Annotated in this window: 1 protein-coding gene (only partly in view); it reads right to left on the bottom strand. The window is 72.8% G+C overall.

The annotated features are described in order from the left end of the window. A protein-coding gene (locus DA075_RS36570; RefSeq protein ID WP_099953619.1) for an LEPR-XLL domain-containing protein crosses the window boundary here: on the bottom strand, positions 1-26811 show its 5' portion. It extends 18687 nt beyond the left edge of the window; 26811 of the gene's 45498 nt are visible here — the first part of the coding sequence; the start codon lies at positions 26809-26811; its stop codon lies off the left edge, out of view.

Here is a 26811-nt window from a genome sequence, read left to right as displayed (position 1 = left end):
GCCGGCGAGCACGGTGAGATCGTCGCCGGACGCGCCGGTCTCGCCGGCGGTCTGGACGATGTCGCTGCCCGAGATGATGTCCCGGTCGATGGTGAGCGGGCTCGACGTGCGGATGCTCAGCGTCCCCGCCGCGCGGAAGCCGGGCGCGGTGTTGGTGGTGACGCCGCCGACCCGCAGGCCGCCGATATTCCACAGGTAGACGCTGCCGGCGGTGCTGTAGCCCTCGATGCCGCCGAAGCTGTCCGCGTAGGTGCTGCCGTTGTCGGCGCTCATCCGGGCGACGATCCGCCGTCCGCTGGCGCCGATGTCGCCCTTGGCGATCAGATAGGCCTTGCCGGAGGTGAGGTTCGAGCCGGTCGCGTCCTTGTTGGCGTCGTCGTAGAGCGCGAGGCCGTTGAAGAGGGCGCCGTCGGCCGCGGTGAGGAAGGCGACGCCCCGGTTGCCGGTGCCGACCGTGCCGAGGGCGAGATCGCCCTTCACCTCGTTGAGGTAGAGGTTGCCGAAGGTCGTCTGCGCGGACACCGCCCCGAGGCGATTGCCGCCGGCGCGGCTGTCGATGTCGAAGTTGTTCGCCGCCGTGCCGATGGTGTTTCCGGCGATCAGCGTGACGCCGTTGCCGGTGACGTTGATCCCGGGCTGCGAGTCGACGCCGGCGCTGCGGGCGGAATCGATGTCGGTCGGGTCGACGAGGTCGCCCGCATCCAGGATCGAGACCGCCGCCTTCAGGGTGACGTCGCCGTTGCTCGCGGTGACCGCGAGCACGTTCATCGAGCCGCCGGTCTCCTCCAGGTAGGCGCCGTCGCGGCCGGAGGCCAGGACCGTGCCGGTCAGCCGCATCTCGATCCGGTCGCCGGCGGTGCCGATGCTGCCGCCCTTCGCCTTCAGGTAGACGCTGCCCGCGACGATCTTGTTGGTCTCGGTATGGACCCCGTCGAGGATGCCGCCGGTGTCGGCGACGAGCGTCACGTTCCCGCTCTGCGAATAGGCGGATTCCAGGTTGAGGTCGCCGCTGCGCTCCGTGACGTAGATGTCCCGGGCCGTGCGCACGGTCAGCGTGCCGCTCCCCTGGAGGTCGATCCCGATCACGCGGGCCGCCTCGCCGATGCCGCCGTCGCCGCCCTCGAGCACGATGTTGCCGCCGCGCACCGTGGTGCCGTTGGCGTCGCCCGCGTTGGCGATGCCGGTCTTCGCCTTGATGCGGATCTCGTCGCCGGTGGTCGAGACCACGGAGGTGAGCTTGAGCCCGCCCTGCGTGCCGAGGAAGATCTGCCCGGCGGCGTTGACGTCGAGCCCGCCGGTCGCCGCCAGGTTCATCGCCTTGCGGCCCTGGATCAGCACCTGCTTGATCAGGTTGCCCGGGTTGGTCGGGTCCAGCGCGGACTGGAACACCACCACGCCGCGCGCGCTCTCCGCGGTGATCCGCGCGACCTCGACCACCGTGATGGTCGAGGCCGTCACGGAGGCGATCGTGTAGTAGGTCGTCGCGTCGGTCTGGTTGCGCGTGGTGACGCCGAAGGTGCCGGCCACGCCGATCCGCATCCCGACGGCGAAGCCGTCGTCGATGAAGCTGCCCGAGGACCGGGTCAGGGTACCGTCCGCCCCGAAGGCGACGGTGGCGGTGATGCGCGGGCCCTCGCCCTTGGCGACCGACTGGCCGAGGCTGATCGTCTTGGCGGTCTCGGCCGCGAAGGTCTGGCCGGCCGTGGTCAGGATCACGCCGCCGGCGACGGAGGCGATCGTGTAGACGCTGGGCGTCTCGCCGGTGGCGTTCTGGGTCGCGCCGCCGATGTAGAGCGTGCCGCCGACCTTGAAGATCGCCGGATCCCAGCCCTGCCCGTCGGTGCGGGTGATCCGGCCCTGGCCGTTCACGTTGTCGAAGTCGACCCGCGCCTGGACCGGGGCCGCGGTCAGGAAGACGATGTCGTTGCGCTCGGCCGCGCCGAGCGCGATGAGCTGGTCGCGGCTCAGGGGCTGCCGGTTGGTGAGGTCGATCACCGTGACACCGTCGACCGAGCCGATATTGCCGGACGCGCTGGCGCCGCGCACCACGAGCGTGACATTCGCGCCGCTGATGATCGGGTCCTGCCGGGTGACCTGGGTGCTGGTCGTCTCCTTGAGCAGGCCCTGCCCGACCGCGTTGAGCAGCTCGTCCTGCGTCCAGCGCTTGATGCTGGCATTGATCGCATCCTGCATCGTCTGGTCGATGAAGAAATGCGGGTTCTGCTTCTGCGTGTTGCCGAGGCCGAAGGTCGCGAAGAAGCCGTCGAGCTTGGCGTAATCCGCGGTCCGCTCGGCCTGGAGCGTCGCCACCCGGGCGGCCACGGCGGCGTCGATGACCGCGCTGGTGAGCGTGCCGGCCGCGAGCGCGGCCGCGCCGTCCGCCTGGTACTGCGCGAGGGCGGCGGCGAGCGCGTCGCCGGTGAGGCGCGGCGCGAAGGCGGCGTTGTAGACGCCCGGATTCGCCTGCTGGTTGCGATACCCCCAGTAGGTGACGTAATCGGCCCCGTCGGCGGCCGACAGGGTCAGGGCGTAGGCCGCGTCGTAGCTGTTGGCGTGGGTGCCGAAGCGGGCATGCAGGGCCTGGTAGGACGCGCCGAGCTGCCCCTCCGCCGTCGCGAGCCGCGAGGCCACGTAATCCGCGATCGCCGCGTCGCCGAGGGAGGTCGAGCGGCCTGCCGTCGTGAAGGTCTCCGTGGCCTTCGCCCGCTCGCCGGCGGTCAGGTGCACGCGGCCATTCGACAGCGTCGCGCGCTGCGCCCAGTAGGTGGCGTAGTTCGTCGCGAGGTCGGCGTTGTAGACGCCGCCGAAGCGGTCGAAGGTCGCCTTGAGCGAGGCGTAGTCCGCCGAGCGGCTCGCCTGGAGCGTCGCGAACTTCGCCGCGACGTAATCGGAGAGATCGCTCCCGGTCTTGCCGGCCTGCGTGCCCTGGTCGGTATAGAGCGCCTGATAGTAGGTCTGCAGGGCCGACGAGAGGAGCGGGGTGCCGTCGCCGGCGAGGTTGCCGCGATAGGTCCAGTAGGCGTCGTACTTGGCGCCGAAATCGGCGATCTGGCTGCTGCCGAGGCCGCCGAAGACGGCGTCGAGATCCTGGTAGGCGCCGTTGCGCGCCGCCTCGAGCCGGTCGATCTGCCCGGCGACGTAGTCCGTCAGCACCTGGTCGCGATAGTTCCAGTACGTCCGGTAATCGGTCTGGTCGGCGGCCGACAGGGTCTGGGCATAGGTCGCGTCGTAGCGGTTGCCCCGGGCACCGAAGCGGGCGTCCAGTGCCTGGTAGGCCGTGCCGGACTGCAGCACCACGCCGCCCAGGGTCGAGGTGAGCACCTCGCCGCGGATGGCGGCACGCTCGGCCTGGGAGACCGGTACCGTGAAGGCCGGATCGTAGGCGCCGGAATTCGGCTGCTGGTTGCGGTAACCCCAGTAGGTCGCGTAGGCGGCGGAGAGATCCGCCACATCGGTATCGCCGTACTTCCCGTATTGCGCGTGCAGGGTCTGGTACTGCAGCGTGCGCGAGGTCTCCAGCGTCGCGATCGACTGCGCCACCGAGGCGTCGAGGTCGCTGCCGCTCAGGCCCCGGTCGAGGCCCTGCTGGCGGTAGAGCGCCTGGTAGGTGGCGAGCTCCGCCGAACCGGCCGCGAACCGGAAGCGGTAGGTCGGGTCGTAGTGCGAGGGATCGGCCTGGAGGTTCCGGTAGCGCCAGTAGGTGGCGTATTCCTGCTCGGCCACGCTCTCGTAGGCGTCGAGCGTCTCGTTGAACTTGCGGTCGGCGTCGGCGTCGGTGAGGGCGAGGTCCTTCCACACGCCGTTGATGAGCTGCGCCTCGACCCGCTCGTCGCGCACCGTGATGGTGTTGACGTTGAGCAGGCTGCCGGCATCGACCTTCACCAGGACGTTGCCGTTGGTGGTGAGGCTGAAGAGGCGCAGGTCGCCGCTGGTCTCCTGGATCCCCACGTCGCCCGCCGCCGTGATGGTCACGCGGTCGCGCTGCCGGGAACCGGTATCGAGCTTGAGCACGCCCGCATCGGTCGCGGCGCCGACATTGCCGCCGGCGGTGACGGTCAGGCTGCCCGCCGTGATCGCGCCGGCCCGGCCGGACGCGACCTTCACGTCGCCGCGCGCCACCAGCATGACGTCGTAGCCGTTCCGCGCCGTGATCCGGTCGACCGCGAGGTCGCCCGTGCTGCGCAGGTAGATGGTTCCCGCATTGGTTGCCGCGGCGACCGAGCCCGTGGCGTTGACGACGAGCGCCTGGTCGGTCGCCGAGGCTCCGCTGCCCTGCCCGATGCTACCGCCGGCATTCAGCACGACGTTCACGCCCGAGACCGTGCCGGCCGGGTTCAGCGCCTGGATGGCGCCGCCGGAGGTGATGCTGGTGGTCCCGGTGGTGTTGGCCACGCCGCCGACGAGCAGCACCCGGCCCGCGCCGGTCGAGGTGACGGTGACGTTGCCGGTGCTGCCGCCGATGAAGCCCATCGAGATCGGATAGCTCGCGAACACGCTGTGCGTGCCGTCCGTCTCCGTATAGGTGACCGTGATGCTCTCTTGGTAATAGGTCTTCTTGCCGTACCACGTGCTCGTGGTCCAGCTCCGGCCCTTCAGGTGCTGCGGATCGGCCGTATTGATGGTCACCCGGGAATCGTAGTTGTAGGCGCCCTTCCCGGTGGCATCGAGGTAGAAATAGTCGCTGTTCGGAATCAGCGCGCCGAGCTTGACGTTCTTGGTATCGTAGTGGTTCTGGTCGGCCGGCTGCGAGGCGAAGGCCTGGATGCCGAGCCAGGCCGAGGTGCCGCGGGTGAGGGTGTAGGTGGTCTTGTCGCCGCGGCCCGCCGTGAAGGCGTAGCGGTAGGTCTGATCGCGGCCGTTTCCGTCCTTCAGGCCGGAACCCGGGGTGTAGGTGGCGATCGCGCCGCCATCCTGGTGACCGCCGATCTCCTGGCCGCTGGCCCCGACCAGCGCCTGATAGCTGGTGACCGAGCCGTCCGCCTGCTGGGTCAGAAGGGTCTTGCGCGCGACGGCGCCGGTCGCCGCATTGGCGTAGGCGAGGTCGGTGATGTCGATGATGCCGGCGCCGCGCTTCGACACGTCGATGCGGGCCACGACCACGTCGTAGTCGAGCTGGTTGTTCACCGTCACGCTGGCGTAGCCGCCGAGCGCGCGGATCGCACCCTGGTTCGGGCTCGTGTTGACGATCGTCCCGGTGAGCGACACCTTGCCGCCGGTGGTCGCGATCTCGTTGATGACGATGCGGTTGTTCTGGCGGTCGAAGACCGCGGAGTAGCCGTCCTTCGTCAGGGACTTGATGACGGTCGTGCGGTAGGGGTCGCGCCTGATCTGCTCGATCTCGGCCGAGACGTCCGAGTTCTTCAGGATGTTGATGGTGAAGCTGTCGCGGCCGCTCTGGATCAGGCCCCGGACGTCGAGGTACTGCGCATTGATGACGATGTCGCCGCTGGCGATGATGCTGCCCTGCGGCGCCATCTGGAGCGCACGGAGCACCGTGGTCGCGTCGCCGGCATCGACGATCTTGTTGGGATCGCCGCCGGTGATCGCCCCGGCCACGGTCCCGTAGGGATTGCCGCCGATGGCGTAGATCGTCTGGTCCTTGATCGTGACGGACCCGCCCACGTCGCTGAAGCTGTTCTTCACGCGGATCGTGCCGCCGATGACGAGGTTGCCGCTCGCCGCCGCGGTGAACAGGTCGGCATTCACCGCGATGATGTCGCCGGCGATGTTGAGCGTCGGTGCCGGCACCAGGGTGTCGTTCAAGACCGTCGCGCCGAGCCAGTTCTTGAGCTTGATCTGGCTGTTGCTGGTCGCCGAGACCACGCCGCCCGAGGTCAGCGTGCCGAAATTTGCCGACCCGGCCGGCAGGGTGGGGAACAGCAGGGCGTTCTCGTCGGCGATCGCCTTGCGCTTGTCGGCGAGGGCATCCGTGCGGGTGACGTTCTGGCCGTTGTAGAAGGTGCCGCCATTCGATTCTGGCATCGTGATGCCGGCGATCGTCAGCGTGGCGCTCGAGTAGTTGTTGATCTCGACCTTGGTGTCGGACTTGGCGTCGAGGCTGCCCGAGCCGACGAGCTGCCCCGCCACGACGTTGATGCGTCCCGCGCCGGCCGTGAACCGGCCGATCGTCACCGCCGGCCGTTCCTGCTGCAGCGGCAGCACCGTCACCTCGTTGCCGTAGCGGACGACCTCGGCCAGGCCCTGGCTCTCGAGGAGGTCGGTCAGGCGCTGGACCTCGCTCCGGTAGAAGTTCTGCAGCGTCGCGTTCTGGGCGTAGTTCTGCAGCTTGTCCTGCGCGTTGTAGAGCTGCTCGATCATGGCGCTCTGCGCGAAGACCGAGCCGAAGCTCACCGTGATCGGCACGCGCTTGAGGGTGACGCTGCCGCCCGAGGCGATCGAGAAGGTCTTCTGCGAGGCATCCGCCGGGACGAGGGCGCCGCCGGCGGTGAGCTGCTGGTCGTTGATCAGCACGGTGCCGGTCAGGCTGGAGGCGCCGCTGGTCGGGTCGACCGACATCTGGTCGATCGCGATGGCGATGTTGCGCGCAATGCCCGTGACGATGGTGCCGTCGACGGAGACGCGGCCGACGCCGCCCTGGTTGGCGGTGCCGGAATACGAGGCCTCGGCGCTGCCGCCGAGCAGGCTGTTGATCGCCCCCGCGACCGCGGCGAGCCAGTTGGTGCCCTTCGCCTTCGCGTCGGTGCTGGCGAGGTTGAGGCGGTTGGTGATGAGGTTGGCGTCGCCCGCCGTGGCGATGCCGGCGCCGGCCGCGACCGTGACGGTGTTGGTCTGGTAGACGTTGATGTCGGCGCTGATCGTCTGGATCGGGATCGCGCTGCCCGCGAAGGTGTCGGTGCGCGCCGAGGTGACGTAGAGGTCGTCGATCTGCCGCAGGTCGCTGCCGGCCAGGAGGTTCACGTCGCCGTAGGCGGTGACCGAGGCGCCCCTCGCCACCGTGACGGCGTTCGACGGCCGCAGGTCCACCAGCGTGTTGCCGGCCGCCACGGTAGCGGCGCCGTAGGTCTCCGAGTTGGCGACCGCGCTGGCGCTGCCCCGTCCGTTCGCCGAGGCGGTCAGCGTGCCGAGGGTGTAGAGGCTGGCATTCTCGCCGATCAGCACCTGCGCGGCGAAGGCGTCGGTGACGATCTTCGAGGTCGTGCCGGCTCCCGCGAGCGCCCCGCCCGTCTTCAGCGTCACCTTGTCGAAGACGTCGATCAGGTTGAGGGCGCTGAGGGCGATGCCGCCGGGGGCGCCGACGCCGCCGACGGTCTCGAGCTGGGTCGGGCTCGTCGGCGCGCTGCTCGCCACCGTCACCGTCGCGGTGACCGCGATGGTGGTCCGGCTGTCGGCCCCGGCGCCGCTGGCGAGGCCGCCCGTGGTTCCGACGATGTTGGCCGAGCTGAGGACCGGCTTGAGCACGGAGTTCTGGGCGCTGGCCTGGATGTCCCGCGCCAGCACGCTCGATCCGGCCCCGAAGGTGGCGCCGGTGTCGTGGCGGAAGTCGGTGCGCACGACCGCGCCGCTGCCGGCCAGCGCGCCGTAGGCGCTGGTGATGACCTGGCCGTTCCCGGAGGCGACGTGGTTCGCCGCCATGTAGAGCAGGCCGCTCGCGGAGGGGTTGAGCGTCAGGTCGATGCGCGCGCCGGCATCGAGGCCCGCCTGGGTCGAACCGGTCGAGGTGCTGGTCGCCACGCCCGCGCTGCCCGAGGCGAGCCCGTAGGCGCCGGACTCGGCGGCCGCTCGGTTGTCGTCCGAGCCGGTCGCCGTCACCGTCATGGCGCCGGCGCGGATCGCGCCGGTGCTGCGCACCTGCGCGCTCGTCCGGGTGTTCGAGGTCGCCGAGGTGACGGTCGCACCGGCGCCGACCAGGCCGGCGCTGGCGCTGCTGGCATCGGCGATCTGCTGGGTGCGGGCGCTCGCCGCGAGCGTCACCGTCCCGGCCACGGTCAGGACCGTGCCGGCATCGAGGGTGCCGGCGACGCGGCTGTCGTTCGTCGCCTGGGTCACGGTGGAGTTGAGGCCGATCAGGCCGCCCGCCGACCCGGTCGCCTCGGCGAGGGCGCTGCTCTTGTTGGCGGCCTGCGCCAGGGTGGCCTGGACCGCGAGATTGGCCGCCGTGATCGTGGCGTTGCGGGTGAAGGCCGACACCGTCGCACCGACGCGGGCGAGGGCGGTCGAGGCGCCGACCGCCGCGGTGCCGACATTGATGCCCGCTGCCTTCGCATGCACGTCGGGCGTCGCGGCCGCGTTCACCGTCACGGTGGCGCCCGTCACCTGGGCGCCGTCGATCGCCGCGGTCACGGTCGGCGTCACCGCCGCGTCGGTCACCGCGCCGCCGGCCGCCAGGGCGATGATCCCGGCCGCGACCGAGATGCTGAGCACCGCGCTGTCGACCGAGGTGGTGTCCTGCGCGTCCACGGTCACGTCGCCCGCGGCCGTGACGCTGCCGCCCGACGCGATGGTGGCGGAGGTGCGGCTGTCGACCCGGTCGATCGTGGCCGCGCCGCCCCCGGCGAGGCTGAAGCCGAACGGGCTGAAGCTCCCGGCGAGCGAGGCGGTCGCCGCGCGGCTGGTGAGGCTCGCGGCCTCGGTCGCCCGCACGGTCACGGAGCCGGCGGCGGCGAGGCCGCCGGTGGTCCCGCCGATCCGGGCGACGACGTCGTTGGAGATGGTGTTGGTCGCGGTGGCGACCGCGATCGCGACCGAGCCCGCGATGGCGCCGAAGCTCGCGGCGACCGAGGCCGCGCCGACGCTCACCGAGACCCGCGAGGTATCCGCCGCCGTGACGGCGACGTCGCCCGCGCGGATGCCCGCGCCGCTGCCCTCGATATGCGCGGTGACCCCCGCCGACACCTCGTTGCGGGTGCCCGCCCCGGCCCCGGCGCCCTGGGCGCTGGCCGCCCCGCCGCCGCCGATCGCGACGGCGCCGGCGGCGGTGAGCGCCGTGATGGCCTGGTTCGCCTGCGCGCTGACCTCGAGCCGGCCGCTGGCGGTCAGGCTCGCGTTGCTCGCCAGGGCCTCGACCGCGAGAGCCTGGCGGGCGGTCGTCCCGTCGAGGATCTCGCGGTTCTGGGTGGTGAAGCCGATGATGTTGAACGCGGTGCTGACGCCGAGGCTGACCCCGACGGACACGCCACCCACCGAGGCCGCGGCCGCCAGCGCGACCGTGCGGGCGGTGATCGCCGCATTGTTCTCGGCATGCACGGTGATGCCGGTCCCGGCCCCGAGCGTGGCGTCGATCACGGTCGCCCGGGTCGCGCCGCCGATCAGGTTGGTGGCGACGGCGCCGCCGCCGGCCACGCTGACGCCGACGCCGCCGCCCGACAGGGCGGCGGAGGCCGCCGCCACGTCGGCGCTGATGGTGGGCGTCGACAGCGCCTGGACGGCGACGCCGCCGGTGCGGGCGGTCACGGTGGCCGCGTTGATCGCGCCCGTGACGGTGCTGGTGATGACGTTGAGGGCGGTCGCCACGCCGATCGCGGGCGCGACGCCCACGGCGCCGAAGGCCGCCGCGATGGCGGCGGTGCCGACGGACACCGATTCCGTCGCGGTGTCCCGCGCCGTGACGCTGACGTCGCCGGCCGTGACCTGCGTGGTGGCGCCATCGATCGAGGCGCTGGTAGAGAGCCCGATCGCGTTGCCCGAATAGGACCCCGCCCCGGCGACGCCGACGCCGACGAGGGCGCCGGTGACCACCGCGGCGGCCGCCGTGACGGTCGCCCGGATGGTGCTGGTGGATGTCGCGGACACCGCGACGCCGCCCTGCGCGTCGAGGCGGGTGTCGGCGATGCGCGCCTGGACGGCGCTGCTGCCGGTCTGGAGCGGCCGCTCGCGGCGCTGGCCGTTGTCGTCCGTCGACCACGTGCCGACCAGGTTCTGCGCGCCGCCGAGGCCGAGCGCCACCGGGACGCTGGCGATGCCGGCGCCGCCGCCCGCCACGCTGGCGAAGGCCACGGTCGCGGCGATCGCGGCGGTGCTCGCCGCCGTCACGGCGACGTCGCCCGCGCTGGTGATCCTGTTGAGCCCCGTGCCGCTGGTGTCGACGAGGGCCCGGGTGCTGCCGGTGATGACGTTGAGCGCCGAGGCGCCGCCGCCCGCCACCTGGACGTTGGCGATGCCGGCGCCGCCGAGGCTGATGGTCGCCGCCGAGACGGTGGCGGCGATGCTCGCGCCGTCGGTGGCCGAGACCGCGACGCCGCCGCCCGTGGCGGTCAGCCCGTTGCCGAGGTCGCGCAGATAGGCTTCGGTGTCGTTGGCGATGGTGTTGGTCGCCACCGTCGCGGCGACCGTGAGGCCGACGCTGGCGACGCCCGCGCCGCCGCCCGCCACGCCGACCGCTCCGGCGATCGCCGTGATCGTGGCGCGGTTCGCCGCCGTGACGGCGACGCTCGCCGCCCGGATGCCGCCGGCGGCGGCATCGCGGATGAAGGCCCGCGTCGGCACAGTGACGGTGTTGACGACGCCGCTGACCGAGCCGGCGACGCTGGCCGACGCCGCGCCGCCGCCCTGGATCGAGGCCGAGGCCGCCACCAGCAGGGCCTGGATCGTCTGCTGCGACAGGGCGTTGACGCTGAGCGCACCTGTGGCGTCGAGCGTGGAGCCGGCCATGTAGGCCTGGACCTCGCTCCCGTTGCCGATCTGGTTGCTCGCCGCCGCGATGCCGATCGCCGCGCCGATGCCGGCCGCGCCGCCGCCGCCGCCCGAGGCCGCCGCCGCGTCGATGCTCGCCGTGATGGCCGCATCCGCGCTCGCGGCGATGCCCACCGCGCCCTGCGCGGAGAGGCGGCTGTTGGTCACGAAGGCGTCGGTCTTCGAGCCGATGGCGTTGCGCGCTCCCGCGCCGCCGCCGGAGACGCCGACGCCGGCGGCGCCACCGCCGGCGATCGTGACCGCCGCCGCCGCCGAGACCGCCCGGATCGTGCCGGTGCTGGTGGCGGCGACCGAGATGCTGCCCGCCGTGGCGGCGAGGCCGTCATTCGCCCCGTCGATCGAGGCCTGCACGTCGTCGGCGATGCTGTTGAGGGCGAGCGCGAAGCCCACCGCCACGCTCACGCCCGCGGCGCCGCCGCCGGAGCCCGCCAGCGAGGCGGCCCCGGTGATCGCGCTGATCGCCGAGGCGTCCCGCGCCGAGACCGTGACGCTGCCGGCGCGGATGCCGGTGCCGTCGCCCTGGATGATCGCGTGCGTCGCCACCGCGATCGCGTTGGCGGCGACCGAGCCGGCCGCCGTCACCGAGACGCCGGCCGCGCCGCCGCCGTTGATCGCCGCGGCGGCCGCGACGATGGTCGCGGTGATCGCCTGCTCGGCGGTCGCGGTGACGCCGAGGGCGCCGGTGACGGCCAGCGCGGAATCGATGACCGCCGCCTGCACGCCCATGGCGCTGCCGGTCGCGGTATCGACCCGCTGGCCGCTCCCGTCGACGCCGCTCGACCAGCCGCCGATCCGGTTCTCGGCCCCCGCGACGCCGATGGCGACGCCGACGCCGGCCGCGCCGCCTCCGCCGCCCGCGGCAGCCACCGCGGAGATGATCGCGGTGATCGCGGAACTCGCCGCGGCACTGACGGCGAGCGCCCCCGCGCTGGTGACGCGGCTCGCCTGCACGGTCGCGTTGACCGAGCCGAGGATCGCGTTCGACGCGAAGGCGCCGCCGCCGCTGACGCCGATGCCGGCCGCGCCGCCGCCCGCGACCGACAAAGCCGCCGCCGCGGCCGCCGCGAAGATGCTGCCCGTCCGGCGGGCCGTGACGGTCACGTCGCCGGTCTGGGCGGTGAGGCCGGTATCCGTGTTGCGGATCGCCGCCTCGACCGCGCCCGAGACGCTGTTGAGGGCGAGGGTGAATCCGACCGCGACCGCCACACCGGCGGCGCCACCGCCGGCGCCGCCGAGGGAGGCCGATCCGGCCAGGGCCCGGATGCTCGACCGGTCCGAGGCGTCGAGCGCGACGCTGCCGGCCGCGATTCCGGTCGCCCCGTCCCCGTCGATGACCGCCCGGGTGACGACGCCGACCGCGTTGGTGACGGCGACGCCCGCCGCCGCCACCCCGACGCCGGCCGAGCCGCCGCCGCCGATGGCGGCCGATGCGGCCGCGACCTGGGCCTCGATGGTCTGGTTCGAGGTCGCCGTCACCGCGAGCGCGCCGGTGGTGGCGATGCTGCTGCCGGCGATCGTGGCGAGCACGCTCGATTCGCCGCCGATCGTCGGCGTGTCGACGCGGTTGCGGTCGCTGCCGCTCGTCGACCAGGCGCCGATCTGGTTGGCGGCCGCGGAGGCCCCCACCCCGACGCCGATGCCGGCCGAGCCGCCGGCCCCGGCCGAGAAGGCTGCGGCGAGCACGGTGGCGGTGATGGTGGAGGCGGCCTCCGCGGCGACCGCGAGGCTGGCGCTGCCGGTGATCCGGCTGGCGTCGACATGCGCCTTCGTCGCCGTGACGATCGCGTTGAACGCGAAGGCGCCGCCGGCCGAGACCGACACGCCGGCCGAGCCGCCGCCGCCGACGCTGACCGCCGCCGCGGTGGTGCTGGTGGAGATCGTGGCCGCGCTGCGCGCCGCCACGGAGACCGCCCCCGTCGCCGAGAGCCCGTCCGTCACGTCGGCGACCGCCGCCTCGACCGTGTTGGCGATGCTGTTGAGGGCGAGCGCGACGCCCACCGAGACGCCCACGCCCGCCGAGCCGCCGAGGCCGGCGCTGATCGAGGCGGTGCCGGCGGTCGCCGCGATGGCCGAGCTGTCGGTGGCGCTGATCCGCACCGCCCCCGCGGTGACGGCGTTGCTGGCGATGGCGCTGCCCTGGACGCCGGCTCCCTCGATGAAGGCCCGGGCCGAGACCGCGATGGCGTTGACCACCACGGTGCCGCCGGCGGCGACGCCGACGCCGGTGCTGCCGCCGCCGCCGATCGCCACCGAGGCCGCGGCCACGAGGGCGTTGATGGTGTTCTTCGACTGCGCGTCGAGGCTGAGGGTGCCGGTCGCCTGCGTCCTCACGCGGGTGAGCGAGGCCTCGACGACGGTGCCGCCGCCGGCCGCCAGGGTGTCGCGCCGGTCCTTGCCGCTGCCGGTGCTGGTCCAGGTGCCGATGCGGTTCTCGGCCGCCGCCGCACCGATGCCGACCCCGACGCCATTGCTGCCGCCGACCCCGGCGGCGAGCGAGGCCGCCACGATGCGCGCGGTGATGGCGGCGGAGGCCTCCGCCGCGACCGCGAGGTCGCCGGCGCTGTCGAGCCGGCTCTCGCTTCCGGTCGCCCGGGTGCTGGTGGTGATCACGTTCGACGCGAAGGCGCCCGCGCCGGCGACCGCCACGCCGTTGGAGCCGCCGGCGCCGATGCTGAGGGCCGCCGAGGCCGCGACGGCCTCGATCGTGCCGGCCGACTTCGCCGAGAGCACGAGCCCGCCGCTCGTGGTCTTCAGGCCCTGGTCGACCCGCGTGATCGTCGCCGCGACGTCGTTGGCGATCCGGTTGAGCGCGATGCTCGCGCCGATCGAGACCGCGACGCCGGTGGTGCCGCCGGCGCCGACCGCGAGGCTCGCCGACAGGGCCGTGGTGGTGATGGTCGAGGTGTCGGCCGCCGTCACGGCGGCGCTCGCGGCGCGGATTCCGGGCGTGGCGCCGGTGCCGTCGCCGTCGATCGTCGCCTGCGTGGCGAGACCGATGAAGTTCTGGGCGAAGGTGCCGCCCGCGCTGACCGCGCCGCCGTTCTGGCTGCCGCCGGAGAGCGCGGCCGCGACCGCCACGATCGTGGCCGTGACCGTGTTGGTCGTGGCGGCGGCGACCGTGAGCGCGCCGGTCGCATCGACCCGTGCGTTGCGCAGGGTGGCGGTGACACCCGCGCGGTTGCCCTGGACGGGCGTGTCGGAGATCCGGTTCGTCGCCGCGTCGTAGGCGGTCCAGGCGCCGATCTGGTTGTACGCGATGGCCACGCCGAGCGCCCCGGCTCCGGCCGAGCCGCCGCCCGAGGCGCCGATCGACGCCGCCGCGCCGACGATGTCGGCCTGGATCGCGAGCGTGCTGCCGGCGGTCACGCCGACCGCGCCGCCGGAAGTGACGGCGCCGCCCTCGACCAGCGCCGAGGTGGTGCTGTCGATCAGGTTGACCGCGCCCGCCCCGGCGGCGGCCACGCCGACGCCGCTGCTGCTGGCGCTCGCCCCGGCGGCGAGGCTCGCCGCCGCCGCCACGGTCTTGATGCGCCCGGAATTCGTCGCCGCGACGGACAGGCCGCCCGCGCCGGAAGCGAGGCTGGCGACGTTCGCCACCCGGGCCGCCACGTCGCCGGCAATGCGGTTGACCGCGACGCTGGCGCCGAGCGCCACCGAGACCGCCTTCTCCTGGCCGAGCGCCACCGCGAGAGAGAGAGCGCCGAGATTGGCGGTGATGGCCGAGCTGTTGCCGGCCGCGACCGTGACGCCGCTCGCCGCGAGGGTCGCCGCGTCGGCGATCTCCGCCACCGTGGCGGCGCCGACGGTGTTGCCGGCGCCCGCCCCCGAGAGGCTGACGCTCGTCGAGGAGCCCGAGCCGGAGGCCGCGATGCCGATGGCCGCGGCGACGACGGTGGCGTCCACCGTCCGGGCCGTGCTCGCCGTGACGGCGACCGCCCCCGTGGCGTTGACCGGGCTGCGCAGCAGCGAGGCGCGCACCTGCGCGCCGCTGCCGACGCTGTTGGTGGAGACGGAGACGCCGACGGCGACGCCGGTCGCCGAATCCTTCGCGGCGATGCCGGCCGCGATCGAGAGGGCGCCGGTGAGCGCCTGCACCGACGAGGTGTCGGTTGCCGAGACCGTGACGCCGCCGACCGCACCGTTGCCCGAGCCGAGGGCCGAATCGGTGATCTCGGCGATCGTCGAGCCCGCGATGGTGTTGAGCGCGACGGCGCCGCCGCCGCTCAGCCCGAAGCCCGTGCCCTGTCCGCTGACCTCAGCGGTGACCGAGGCGGCGATGGTCTGCGCCGTGATGCTCGCCGCGCGCTCGGCCACGGCCGAGACCGTACCGGCGCCGGACACCGTCGGGACGGCGCGGATCGCCGCCGTCACGTCGCTGGCGATGTCGTTGGTCGAGAACGAGCCGCCGATGGCGACGGAGGTGCCGTTGCCGCTCGACTTGGTGCTGACATTGGCCGCGACCGCGATGGCGCGGGCCTTGGTCGTGATGGCGGATTCGTCCCGCGCCCTGACGGCGACGCCCTCCGTGCCCGACGCGACGGCGGCATCGGCCCGCCCGGTGCCGTCGATCAGCGCCGTGACGGCGGTGACGATCTTGTTGCCGGCATAGAGGCCGGCTCCCGCGAGCGAGGTGTTGCCCGAGCCCGAGCTGCCGCCGCCGCTCGACGCGCCGACCGCCGCCGCGGTGGCGCCGATCGACGCGTCGACCGCCGCCGCGGAGCCCGAGGCGACCGAGACGCGCCGGTCGGCATTCACCTTGGTCTTGGTGATCCGGGCCGAGACGTCGAGGGAGGACGTGGTCCCGGGGCCGAAGCCGTTCCCGGTCGGCAGGCCGCTTCCGTAGAAGCCGATCATGTTGAAGGCGAGCGAGACGCCGATCGCGAAGGCGGAGGCGGAGTCCTTGCCGACGACCACCGACGCGGCCGTGGCCTCGATGTCGGCCGCGATCGTCGAGGCGTTGCGCGCCGAGACGTCGACCGCACCGCTGCCGCCGGTGCCCTGCGCGGTCTCGCGGGTGGTCCCGGTCGCCCGGATGGCGCTGTTCGCGATATGGGCGTCGACGCCGCCCAGGATGGTGTTGAACCCGAGCGCGCCGCCGCCCGCGAAGCCGACGTTGTTGCCCGTCTCCTTGCTGACGATCGCCGCGACCGCGGTCGCCGCCGCCGCGGCGTGGATCGCCGCCGCGCTCTGCGCCGCCACCGTGACCTTGCCGTCGGTGGCGGTCAGGCTGTCGACGCCGTCGATGCCTGCGCTCAGCGCGGCATCGACGATCGTGTTGCGGGCGATGCTCAGCCCGACCGTGATCGAGGTCGTGGTGGTGCCGCCGCTCCCGGAACCGCTGCCGCCGGTCCCGGTGCCGGAGCCAGTGCCGCCCGCCCCGTTCGTGTCGGGCAGGCGGTAGACCACCGCCGTCACCGGAGCGCTGACATCCGCCGCGATGGCGGACTCGCTCGTCGCGGTCACCGCGACGCCGCCGGTGGTCAGGCTGCCGCCCCCGGTGATGTCGGCGGCGGTGGCCAGCTTGACGAGGTTGAGGGCGCTCACCACGCCGACGCTGGTCGTCGCCTCGCCGATGCTGGTGACGGCATTCTTGATCGCGCTGTTGATCGTCGCATGCGAGTGCGCGGCGACCGTGACCGGCCCCGTGGCGTTGACCGGGGTCGAGGCGATGCTCGCCCGGGCGGCGAAGGGCGACTGGCCCTGGATCGTGGTCGCCAGGTCGGTGCCGGCGATCGCGTCGACGAGGTCGAGCAGGAAGTTCTGCGAGGAGACGCCGATCTTGTTGGCGGCCAGCGTCACGCCGACCGCGGTCCCGCTCGAATCGACGGTGCTGTCGACCGTGGCGGTGATCGTCGCGGCGTTGGTGGCGGCCGCCGTCACGGCGCCGACCGTGGCGGATTGGGCGGGGTCGCCGAGCGTGCTGCCGGTGATCGTCGCGCTCGCCGAGCCGAGAACGGCGTTGCCGGCGATCACGCCGCCGATGGCGAGGGAGGTCTTGCCCGCCTCCTGGCCGGGCTTCAGCTTCGACTCGACCTTGCTGGCGACGGTCGCGGTGATCGTGCTGCTCTGGTCGGCCTGGACCGTGACGTCGCCGGCCTTCTCGACCGTGACGTCCCTCAGCGCCGCGGTCGCGTCGCTGCGGATGCTGTTCTGGACCAGGATGCCGCTGACCGCGACGGCGTAGGGCTTGGCCGCCGCCTGGCCCGTGCCGCCTCCGGTGCCGCCGCCGGTGCCGCCGCCGCCCGCGGCCGGCTGCGAGGAGCCGCCCACGTCCTTGCTCTCGCCGAGATTGAGGATCCCCGGCGGCAGGAACTTCACGAACTCGCGGAGATTGTTCTCCCGCCACGACTTCGTCGGGTCGAATTTCGCGAAATCGATGGTGGTCGTGGGGCCGTAATAGACGTAGATCTTCTCGCCCGACGCGTCCTTGGTGTAGACCGTATCGCCGAACTTGACCTGCCGACTGCCCGAGAGGGTCGTGTAGGTGTAGTTGCCGAGAACCTTGTCGGCGAAGTCCTGCAGCAGGCTCTTTTTGGTGAGGCTGGCGATCGAGGAGAGGGAATTCTCCGCATCGATCACGGCGGTGCTGGAGGCCTTGATCGTCACCGCGCCGCCGGCATCCACCGAGGTCGCCGAGGCGGAGCCGTCGATCTCGGCGACGGCACGGGTGTTGACGAGGTTGCTCGACAGCGCGAAGCCGAGCGCCAGGGCGCTCGCGTCCTTCAGCGCGGTGTTCGAGGCGCTGGCCTTGTTGGTCAGCGTGGCGGCGATCGTCGCCCGGTCCGTCGCCTGAACGGCGAGCGACGCACCGGCGCCGGTGGTGACCGCGCTCCCGGCGATCGACGCCCGGGCGCCCGCCGGGGTGTCGTCGAGGTGCTGGGCGTTGGCGATCACCGGATCGCCCGTGAGCGTGTCGACCGCCCGGAACAGGACGTTCTGCTCGCGCCAGCCGATCGTGTTGAAGGCGAGCGTGACCGCGACCGCGCTGCCGTCGCTGGAGGTGGCGTTCTTGTTGGTGGCGGCGATCTCCGCCGTGTCGTCCGCCGACACCGTGACGCCGTCGCCGCCGTCGAGGGTGGCGTTCTGCACCGTCGCGCTGGCCGCACCGAGGACGGCGTTGGTGGCGATCACGCCGCCGAGCGCCAGGCTTCTGGTCTGCGAGCTGTCGGCCGCCTGGCCGCCGGTCGGCTTGTAGGAGCTCGCCGACTTCACCGTGGCGGCGCTGTCGGCCTTGGCCTCGATCGTCCCGGTCTCGCTGGCCGCGACCTCGATCGCGCCCGTCCCGCTCGTCACGCGCGCATCCGTGATCCGCGCGGTCGCGTCGCCGTGGACGCTGTTGAGCACCACGAGGCCGCCGAGGCCGAGCGCCGAGGCGGATTGCGGGCGCGTCGCCGCCGCCGGGTTGGCCGCGGAGGGGTCCCCGGTCGGCGCCTGGGTCTCGCTCGCGTCCGTGGCCGGCGCGGGCGCCGCCGGCGTCGCGCCGCTGCCCGGCAGCTTGAAGTCGTCGGGGATGAACGACGAGTCGAGCGACCGCTTCCAGAGCAGCTTGTTGGTGAAATCCGTCGCCGCGAGGTCGAGCGTCGCCGGGCCGGCGCCCATATAGACGAAGATGTCGCCGGCCTTGTAGTCCGAGGCGCTGTTGGCGATCTTGACCCAGTCGGCGTTGCCGGCGGTCTTCGTGGTGAGGTCGACCGAGGCGAGGAGGGCGTCCTTGATCGCGCTCGTGCCGACGTATTTCCAGATCTGGCCGCCCGCGGTGGCGAGCGTGTTGCCGGTCTTGATGGTGACGGTGGCGGCGGAGGCGCTGCGCAGATCGAAGGTCGGCTTGGTGTAGCCCTCGCCGATGCGCACCCGCGTGCCGAAGCTCACCTCCTGCCGGTTCGCCGTGAGCTTCGCGGCAGCGGCGGAATCGAAGTCGCCGAAATCCGAGAGCGAGAGCCCGAGCGGCGCCAGGAACCCGTCGATCCGCTCCTTGATCCGGTCGATCTGGGCCTGCGCCTCCTTCTTCAGGCTCGCGACGCTGAGTTCCTGACCGAGCAGGGTGCCGAGGCGCTTCTGCGCCTCGGACCCGGCCCGCAGCGCCTCGTCGCGCAGGAGCCCGATGCCGGAGGCCTCGATCAGCCCCTCGATCGCCGCCTTGCGGCCCTCGGCCTTGCCGTCGACCGCGCCCTGGAGCTTGGTCTTGGCGAGGACCAGCGCGGATTTGAGGGTCTGGTTCTCGACCGAGGCGTCGGCCTTGGCGGCGATCGTGGTGACGACGCCGTCGATCGCATCCGCGATGGCGCCGTCGAGCGCGGTCAGCAGCGCCGAATCGAGGGTGGTGAGCTTCTCGACCAGGCCCTTGGCCTGGTCCTCCAGGCCCTGGAGCTTGTCGAAGAGGCCGCTGGCGAGCTCCTTCGCCTTGGCGACCTGGGCGACGACCTTGTCCTCGAGGGCGGTCACCTCGGCGGGCAGCAGGTCCCGGCGGTTGCGCACGAGGTTGCCCTGGACCGTCGCGGCCTGGACCTCGTTCGGGTCGGTCGAGAAGTCCGACGGCAGGAGCTTGTTGAGCTTGCTCTGATTCGTGACCTTGCCGCCGTCGGACTTGGTCACCGTCGAGCTGGTCACGATCTGGACGTTCGAGGCGATGCCGTTCGAATCGACCGCCGCGACGCGCACCCCGCCGCCCGCCACGGCGGTGTCGGTGCCGCCCGCCGTGTCGACCGGGAGCCCGGCATTGTCGATCGCCGCGGTCGCGCTGCCGCTGACCTTGTTCGAGGCGAGGACGACGCCGAAGCCGCTGCCGCCCGACCCCTTGAGAGCGTCGGTGCTGCTGAGCGCCGCGTTGCTCACCGTCGCGTTGATCGCCGCGGCGGCGTTGGCCGCCACCGCGATGTCGGTGCCCGCCGAGACCCTGGAGGCGACGATCGTCGCCTTGGCGCCCGAGCCGACCTCGCCGCCGAACGCGTCCGCCAGGGTCGGCGAGCCGATCAGCGCGTCGAGCGTGTTGAAGAGCAGGTTCTGGGTCTGGTAGCCGACCGAGTTGAAGGCGAGCGTGACGGCGCCGGAGACGCCGCCATTGTCCCCGCCCGTCGTGGTCGAGGAGGCCCGCAGCCGCGCATCGACGCCGGCCTCGTTGTCGGCCTGGACCGTGAGCGAACCGTCCGCGGCCGTGGCGGTGCTGCGCAGGATCGAGGCCTCGGCCCCGCCGCGCACGACGTTGGTGACCGCGATGCCGTTCGCGGCGATCAGCGTGCCGGAATTGCGCGCCGGCTCGCCCGGGGCGGGCGCTGCCGCCGACTTGAACGCCTGGCCGCCCGACGCGGTGACGGTGCTCACCACCGTGGCGGCGATGTCGCTCTTGTCGGTGGACAGGACCGAGAGATCGCCCTGCGCCGCGACGGTGGCATCGGTGACGCGGGCGAGCGCGCCGCCGGTCACCTCGTTCATGACGATGAGGCCGCCGAAGGCCTTGGAGGCGGGGGCCGGGGTCGGGGCGGCGCTGGCCGGGACCGTGACGGCGTTGGTGACCGGGTCCTTGGCGTCCGGTTCCGTCGTCGGCGTCACGCCGCTGTCGGTCTTCGTAGCCTCGCCGGTCACCGCCGGGGGCAGTGCGATCTTGTCGATCTGCGGCGCGGCCGAGAGGGCGAGCGCGCTCACCCAGTCCGAGCTGGTATAGTCCGCTCCCCGGAGCGTGACCTTGGCGTTGTCGGGACCGCGATAGATGTAGATCGCGCCGCGGATGCCGGTGGACTCGGTGTCGTTGACCGAGAGCTTCACGGCCTCGCCGACGCGCATGTACTGGTAGCCGTCGAGCGACGAGTAGCGGGCGCGGGTCTTCTTGACCGTGGTGGTGGTGTTGGAGCCCGCGTCCTCGCTGACCGTGGTGATCGCCTTGGCGTCCGAGGTGGTGCCGGCGGTGTCGGAGGGCTTCGTCGGCGCCTCGGTGACGGTCACGCCCTCCGCCACGTTCAGCCACTTCGTCGCGTCGCTGTAATCGACCGCGCCGAGATCGAGCGCGGCCTTCGCGCCGATATAGACGTAGACCTGCCCGTTGATTCCCTTGGTGGTCGCCGTGCCGGGATTGTAGTTCGCGGCGAGGCGCACGCGGTCGCCGGTCAGGACGGTCTTGGTGCCCGACTTCGTCGTGTAGTCGTAGGTGTTGAGGGCCCGCGCCTCGGCGATCCTCGCCACCTCGGCGACGACCCCGTCGACCGCCGACGCGCTGACGAGGGTGCTCGACGAGGTCACGCCCGCCTCGTTCGTCGCCGTCACGGCGACGCCGCCGAAGGCCGAGGCGACGCTGCCCTGGCTGGTCGCGGGCACCGTCGCCCCGACGGTCGGGGCGCCGATGAAGGCCTCGGCCCGGCCGCTGACCTTGTTGCTGGCCAGGATCGCCCCGGCCGAGACGCCGCGCGCGCCGGTCTTCGCCGCGTGCTCGTAATCCTCGGCGGTGGCCTGCGTGACCTCGTTGCCGACCTCGGCGCCGATCTGGGCGGAATTCTCGGCCCCGACCGCGACGTCGCCGCCGGCCTTGACCACCGTTCCGGTGATCGATGCGGTGGCGTTGGCGGGCTGCTCCGCCTGGGTCGCCGAGGCGATCAGCGGGTCGCCGACGATCGTGTCGACGGCGTTGAAGAGGATGTTGCCCTGCTGGTAGCCGACCGCGTTGAAGGCCAGCACGAAGCCGACCGCCGCGGTCTCGCCGGCCACCGATCCGGTGGCGCTGGCCTCGATCTCGCCGGTGTTGCGGGCCTGGACGCCGACGAGCCCGCCGGTGGACAGGCCGGGGCCGCCATCGACCGTGCTCGCCGCGATGCTGGCGCTTGCCCCGTTCAGCACCGTGTTGGTCACGGCGACGCCGCCGAAGCCCTTGCCACCCTCGATCACGCTGGCATCGGAGGCGGTGATCTTCGCCCCCGATTCGGCCGTGACCGTGACGTCGGAACCGGTCGCGACGACGCGGGCGCCGGTGATCAGCGCCTGCGCCTTGCCGGAGACCTCGTTGCGGTCGAAGAGCAGGCCGATGCCGGTCGAGTCGATGCGCCCGGCCTTCGGCTGCGAGCCGGTGGTGCCGCCCGGCACGACGTTCGATTCGTCGAGCTTCTTCCAGAGGGAGAAGTCGGAGAAGTCGCGCGCGGTGTCGCCCAGGACCGCGTTCGCGAGCGGCGTGCCGCCCATGTACTGGTAGACCGCGCCGGCCTCGCCCTTGCCGGCACCGGTCGGGGTCCAGGCGGTGCCGAGCCGGATCTTCTGGCCGAAATTGACGGTGCGCGTGCCGGAGGCGGTGGTGAAGTCGTACTCGCCGAGCAGCTGATCGACCGCCTTGGTCGCGCCGGTCACGTCGCCGGTCTTCGTCGCCGCGGCGCTCGCGCCCACGGAGGTGGTGGCCTCGATCGCGGCCTCGTCGGTGGCGGACACCGCGACGCCGGCCCCCCGGATGGTCCGGGCGCCGGACTGCCCGTCGATCGTGGCGGTGGCCGCGCCGCTGACGCGGTTCATCGCCACCAGGCCCGAGACGGCGAGGGCGGAGGCGTTGGCCGCCTCGACGCTGGCGCCGACCTTGTTGCCGAGCTCGGCCGTGATGGCGCCGGCCGATTGCGCCGCGGCCTTGACCGTCCCGGTCGCCGTGACGTCGGCGTTGGCGATGGTGGCTTTCGCCTGGGCCGGGCTGCCGGTGCCGAGATTGGTGCCGATCACCGCGTTCAGGGTGTCGAACAGCAGGTTGCTGCTGTCGTACCCGACGGCATTGAAGGCGAGCTGCACGCCGGCCGCGCGGGCGGTCGTGCGCGGCGGGGTGGCGAGCGGGGTCGCGCCGCCGCCGCTGCCGGTGCCCGTGCCCGTGCCCGTGCCGGCCGCTCCGGTGGCGCTCGCGGTGATCTCGGCCTCGATCGTGGCCTCGATCGAGCCGGCGGTCTCGGCCGTCACCGCGACGTCGCCGCTCTCGCCGGTCGTCGTCACGCTGCCGCCGTCGATCGCGGCCGTCGCCAGCGCGTTGACGGTGTTGGTGGCGATCACCGCGTTGATCGCGAGCGCGGTCGCGTTCGAGGTCTGCGCCTTGTCGAAGGCTGAGACGGTCCCGGCGGTGTCGGCGCTGGCGTCGCCGGCATCCGCCTTGTCCTTGAGGGTGGCGGTGGCCTCCGCCGTCGCCTCGGCCTTGGCGGTGATCGTCGCGCTGCGGTTGGCGGCGACCTCGACGCTGCCGGACTCGATCGTGCTGGCGCCGGCGATCTGCGCCGTGGCGCCGCCCGCGATCTCGTTGCGCACCACCATGCCGCCGGCCGCCGTCGCGCCCGCGCCGGTCGCCTTGCGCTGCACGGCCTCGGCCTCGCGGACCGGGCGCCAGAGGTCGAGGTTGCCGTAATCCTGGGTCTTGAGGTCGAGCTTCGTCGCTGCGCTGCTCGGGATGTCGGCGCCCATATAGGCGAAGACGGCACCCTTCTGGCCGATCTTCTTCCAGAGCGTGACGTCGGTATAGTCGGTCGTGGCGAGGTTGATCGGCGCCGAGGCGGCGGTCCCGGCATAGCGGTAATAGGCGCCGGCCTCGCCCTTCTCGGCCGGGTAGCCCTCCTTCAGGAGGACCACGTCGCCCGGCTGGACCACCCGCGTCAGCGTCGCGGGGGCGGGAGGCGTGGCGGGGGTGCCGGGATTCCCGGGATCGACCGCGTCCGCCGTGCCGGGCTTGACCGGATCGGGGGAGCTCGGGATCGCCGTGGGGACATCGAGCACGACGCGCTGACCGAGGGCGATCGCCACGGGCGCGCTCGCGCTGGCCTTGAAGTCCGCGGGCCTGGTCTTGCCGGTGTCGAGGCCGCCGTCGCTCTCGGCCGTGCTCGAGGCGACGAGCTTGACGTTGGCGTTGATGGTGGCGACGTCGGTGCCTCGCACCGTGAGGGCGTCGCCGTTGGTCACGGCGGAGCCGGTGATCTCGGCGGTGGCGGCGCGCGCCATCCGGTTCTGGACGATGATGCCGCCGATGCTGCGGCTCGACGCGCTGGCGGTGCCGCCGCTGCCGGCCGACGGGTCCTTGCGCTGCGGCAGGCTCAGGCGGGCCAGCACCGTGTTGAGGGCGCTGCGCTTCAGGTCCTCCTTCGCCTTCTGGCCCTCGGTCTGCTCGGGGCTCGCGCTGGTCACGCTCGTGCTGACCGTGGCGTTGACCGTGCCGGCGCTCGAGGCGTTCGCCTGAACCGCGCGGTCCGCCCGCACGGTGGCGGCGGTGATGCGTGCGCTCACCGCCTGGGTGGCCATGGCGGAGAAGAAGGCGGTGCCGAGGATGGCGTCGATCGCCGTGCCGGTGAGCTTGTCGGCGAGCGCCTCGGTGGCGATGCCGCCGAGCCGGTAGCCGATGATGTTGAGCGCCGACGCCCCGCCGATGGCGGTGCCGCCCGCCTGGGCCCCGCCCTCGGCCGAGCTGCGCGCCCGCGCGTCGATAGCCGAGAGGTCGAGGGCGTTGACGCGCACGTCGCCGGTCCTGCCGGCAGTGAGCGCCGAGTCGCTCGCCGTCGCCCGGACCGTGCCGCCGTCGATGGTCGCGGTGGTGCCGCCGAGCACGATGTTGGCGGCGATCGAGCCGGCGACGCCGACCTTCGAGGCTACCGCAGCGGCCTCGGCCTCGGCCGTCAGCGACAGGGAGTTCTGCGCCTGGACCGAGACGCCCTCGGTGCCAGTGACCACCGAGTTCGTGAGCGCCGACGCAATGGTGCGCTCGGCGGTGTTGATTGCCGAGCCGCGGCCGATCCCGAGCGCGGCCGCGTCGCTCGTCTGGGGCTCGTCGGTGTCCGAATTCGTGTCGACCGGCACGGCGGTCGCGGTGGCCTGGGTCGCGTCCAACGCCAGGAACGAGACTGCGCCGGTCGCGGTGATGCGTGCCGCCTCGGCGAGGGCGCGGGTGGTCCCGGTCAGGACGTTGCGTGCCTGGATGGCGGTTGCCTCGATTTCGGTCTCGTTGGTGGCGGAAGCCTCGACCGAGGCGGCTCTGACCGCCACTCCGCGCACCGTGACCGAGACCGTGTCGGCGATCGTGCTGGTGATCGCGCCGGCCTTAATCGGCGCCTCCAGCGAGCCGTTCGCCTCGCCGTCCCCGGCGACGACGATCTCGTTCCCGTTGGCGTCGTGGCCGATGCCGGGCGTCGCCGCGCCGATGCTGGTGATGACCGTGCCGCGATTGTCGGCGGAAAGCGACAGACCGCCCTCCGCGTCGATGACCGGGGTCGCCCCGACCGCCGGCAGGGTTCCTCCCGTCGTCGCGCCGATCGTCACTCCGGTCGTCCGGGCGACCGTGGCGTTGCCCGTAAGGGCGAAGAAGTTGAGGAGGTCGCTGACGATCGGCAATGCGGCGCCATCCGTCGCCACGAGGCGCGTCGCGACGTCGGTGCGATCCTTGGCGGCGATCGTCACGGCCGGGTCGGCCGGCGCCTGACCGCTGGCGGCCTGCACGATCCGGGCCGACGGGTCGACACTGATCGTCGTGACGTTGGTCACGCTGGTTGCGGTCTTCTTGACCAGCCCGGTGGCGGCCTGCTGGGCGGGCGTGAACACATCCGACAGAGCCGCGTCGCCCTTGGCGACGGCCTTCATCTGGTCACCCGTGCCGCTGGCAGCCCCGGTCAACGTGCCGACACCCGGCAGCACCAGGCCGAGCTGCGTGATGGCGACCTCGGCCGTCGTGTCGGCGGTGAGCGCGACCGTGCTGCCGTTCACCGCCCCGCCCGCGCCGACCGCGATCGTCGAGGTGTTGACGAGGACCGGGGTGACGGATTTCAGCTGCGGCGAATCCGCGGAGGTGAGGGTGACGGCGTTGTCGACGCGCGTGGCGATCGAGGCCGCCCCCGCGGTGGCCGTCACCGTGCCGGCCAGGGTCACGGTGGCCGAGCCGGTGGCGTTCACCGACAGGGTCGAGGCCAGCGCCGGCACCGCGTCGTCCGCCCCCGCATTGAGGGCGAGGCTGCTGCGCACCGCGACGTCGACCGAGGTGCCCTGGATCACGGCATTGCTGGCGAGCGTCAGCGCCATCTCGGCGTCGACGGTGCTCGACAGGGCATGGCTCCCCGAATTGCCCAGGACCGTCGCGGAGGTCGCATCGGCCGAGAACGCGAAGGTCCCGGTCGCCTTGATGCCGGAGGTGCCGAAATTGGCGGCGTTCTTGCCGATGCCGCCCGAGAAGGACAGGTCGACATTGCCCGCGATGGCGGTCGGCCCGGTATCGATGACGAGCGTGTCGTCGCCCGCGCCGCCCTGAACGGACACCGCGACCGAGGGCGGCAGGCTGGCGATGTGGAGCGTGTCGTTGCCCGCGCCGAGCAGGATGCCGAGGCTCGTCGTCGGCGCCTGGAAGGCGACGAGCGGCGACGCCGCGCCGGTCGTGCCGAGGCCGAAGCCGCCCCCGCTCGCCGCGAGGGTCAGGTCGGAAGCGGCGCTCCCGAGGGCGCCGCTGAGATCGAACGAGAGGTCCTTCACCCCGCCGAAGGTGCCGCTGAGGCTGGCGCCGCTGCCGAGGGCCATGGTGGCGCTGCTGCCGCTCGCGCCGTTCAGGGACTCGACGCCGCTGAAGCTCGCGGCGAACTTGCCCGCCGTCAGCGAGCCCTGGTCCGTCCCGGTCAGCGTCCACAGCGCCGAGGGCCCGCTTTCGAGAACGAGCGAGTCCTGCCCCCCGGCCCCGAGGATGGTGAAGCTCGGCAGCGTGGCGGCGGCGGCATACTTGTTGAGGGCGGCGAAGGAGGCCGCATCGACCTTGATGACGTCCTTGCCGGTCGAGCCGTTGATCGTGACCGAGCGCAGCTCGCCGATATCGCCGAAGGCCAGGACCTTGCCGGGGTCGCCGTTCGTTCCGGCCTGCTTGAGGTCCAGGATCTGGACGCGCTCGACCTGGACGCTGTTGGCCTGCTGGATGGCCGTCGTTTCGATCAGCCGGACCAGCAGCTGGTGCTCGCCGGCCACCGGCGTCGCGTCGGTGGCGATGTTGACCGTGATGTCGGTGCTCAGGAGGACGCGCGGCTCGAGCGGATCGAAGATCAGCCGGTCGCGCCGCAGGGCGAGGTGCGACTTCGCCTTGAGCTTGGCGACGAGATCGCGCTTCGAGGCCCGCCGCGGCCGGGCGGCCGGCACCCGCAGCGCGGCCTGCGCGCGCTCGCGGCGGCGGAAGAGCGGTCCCCAGAAGCCCTGCGACGTGAACGGGAACGCCAT

This window comes from Methylobacterium currus (genome assembly GCF_003058325.1).
GTDB classification, from domain to species: domain Bacteria; phylum Pseudomonadota; class Alphaproteobacteria; order Rhizobiales; family Beijerinckiaceae; genus Methylobacterium; species Methylobacterium currus.
Note: the sequence above shows the minus strand (reverse complement) of the source record. Positions and strands in the feature narration are given on the sequence as shown.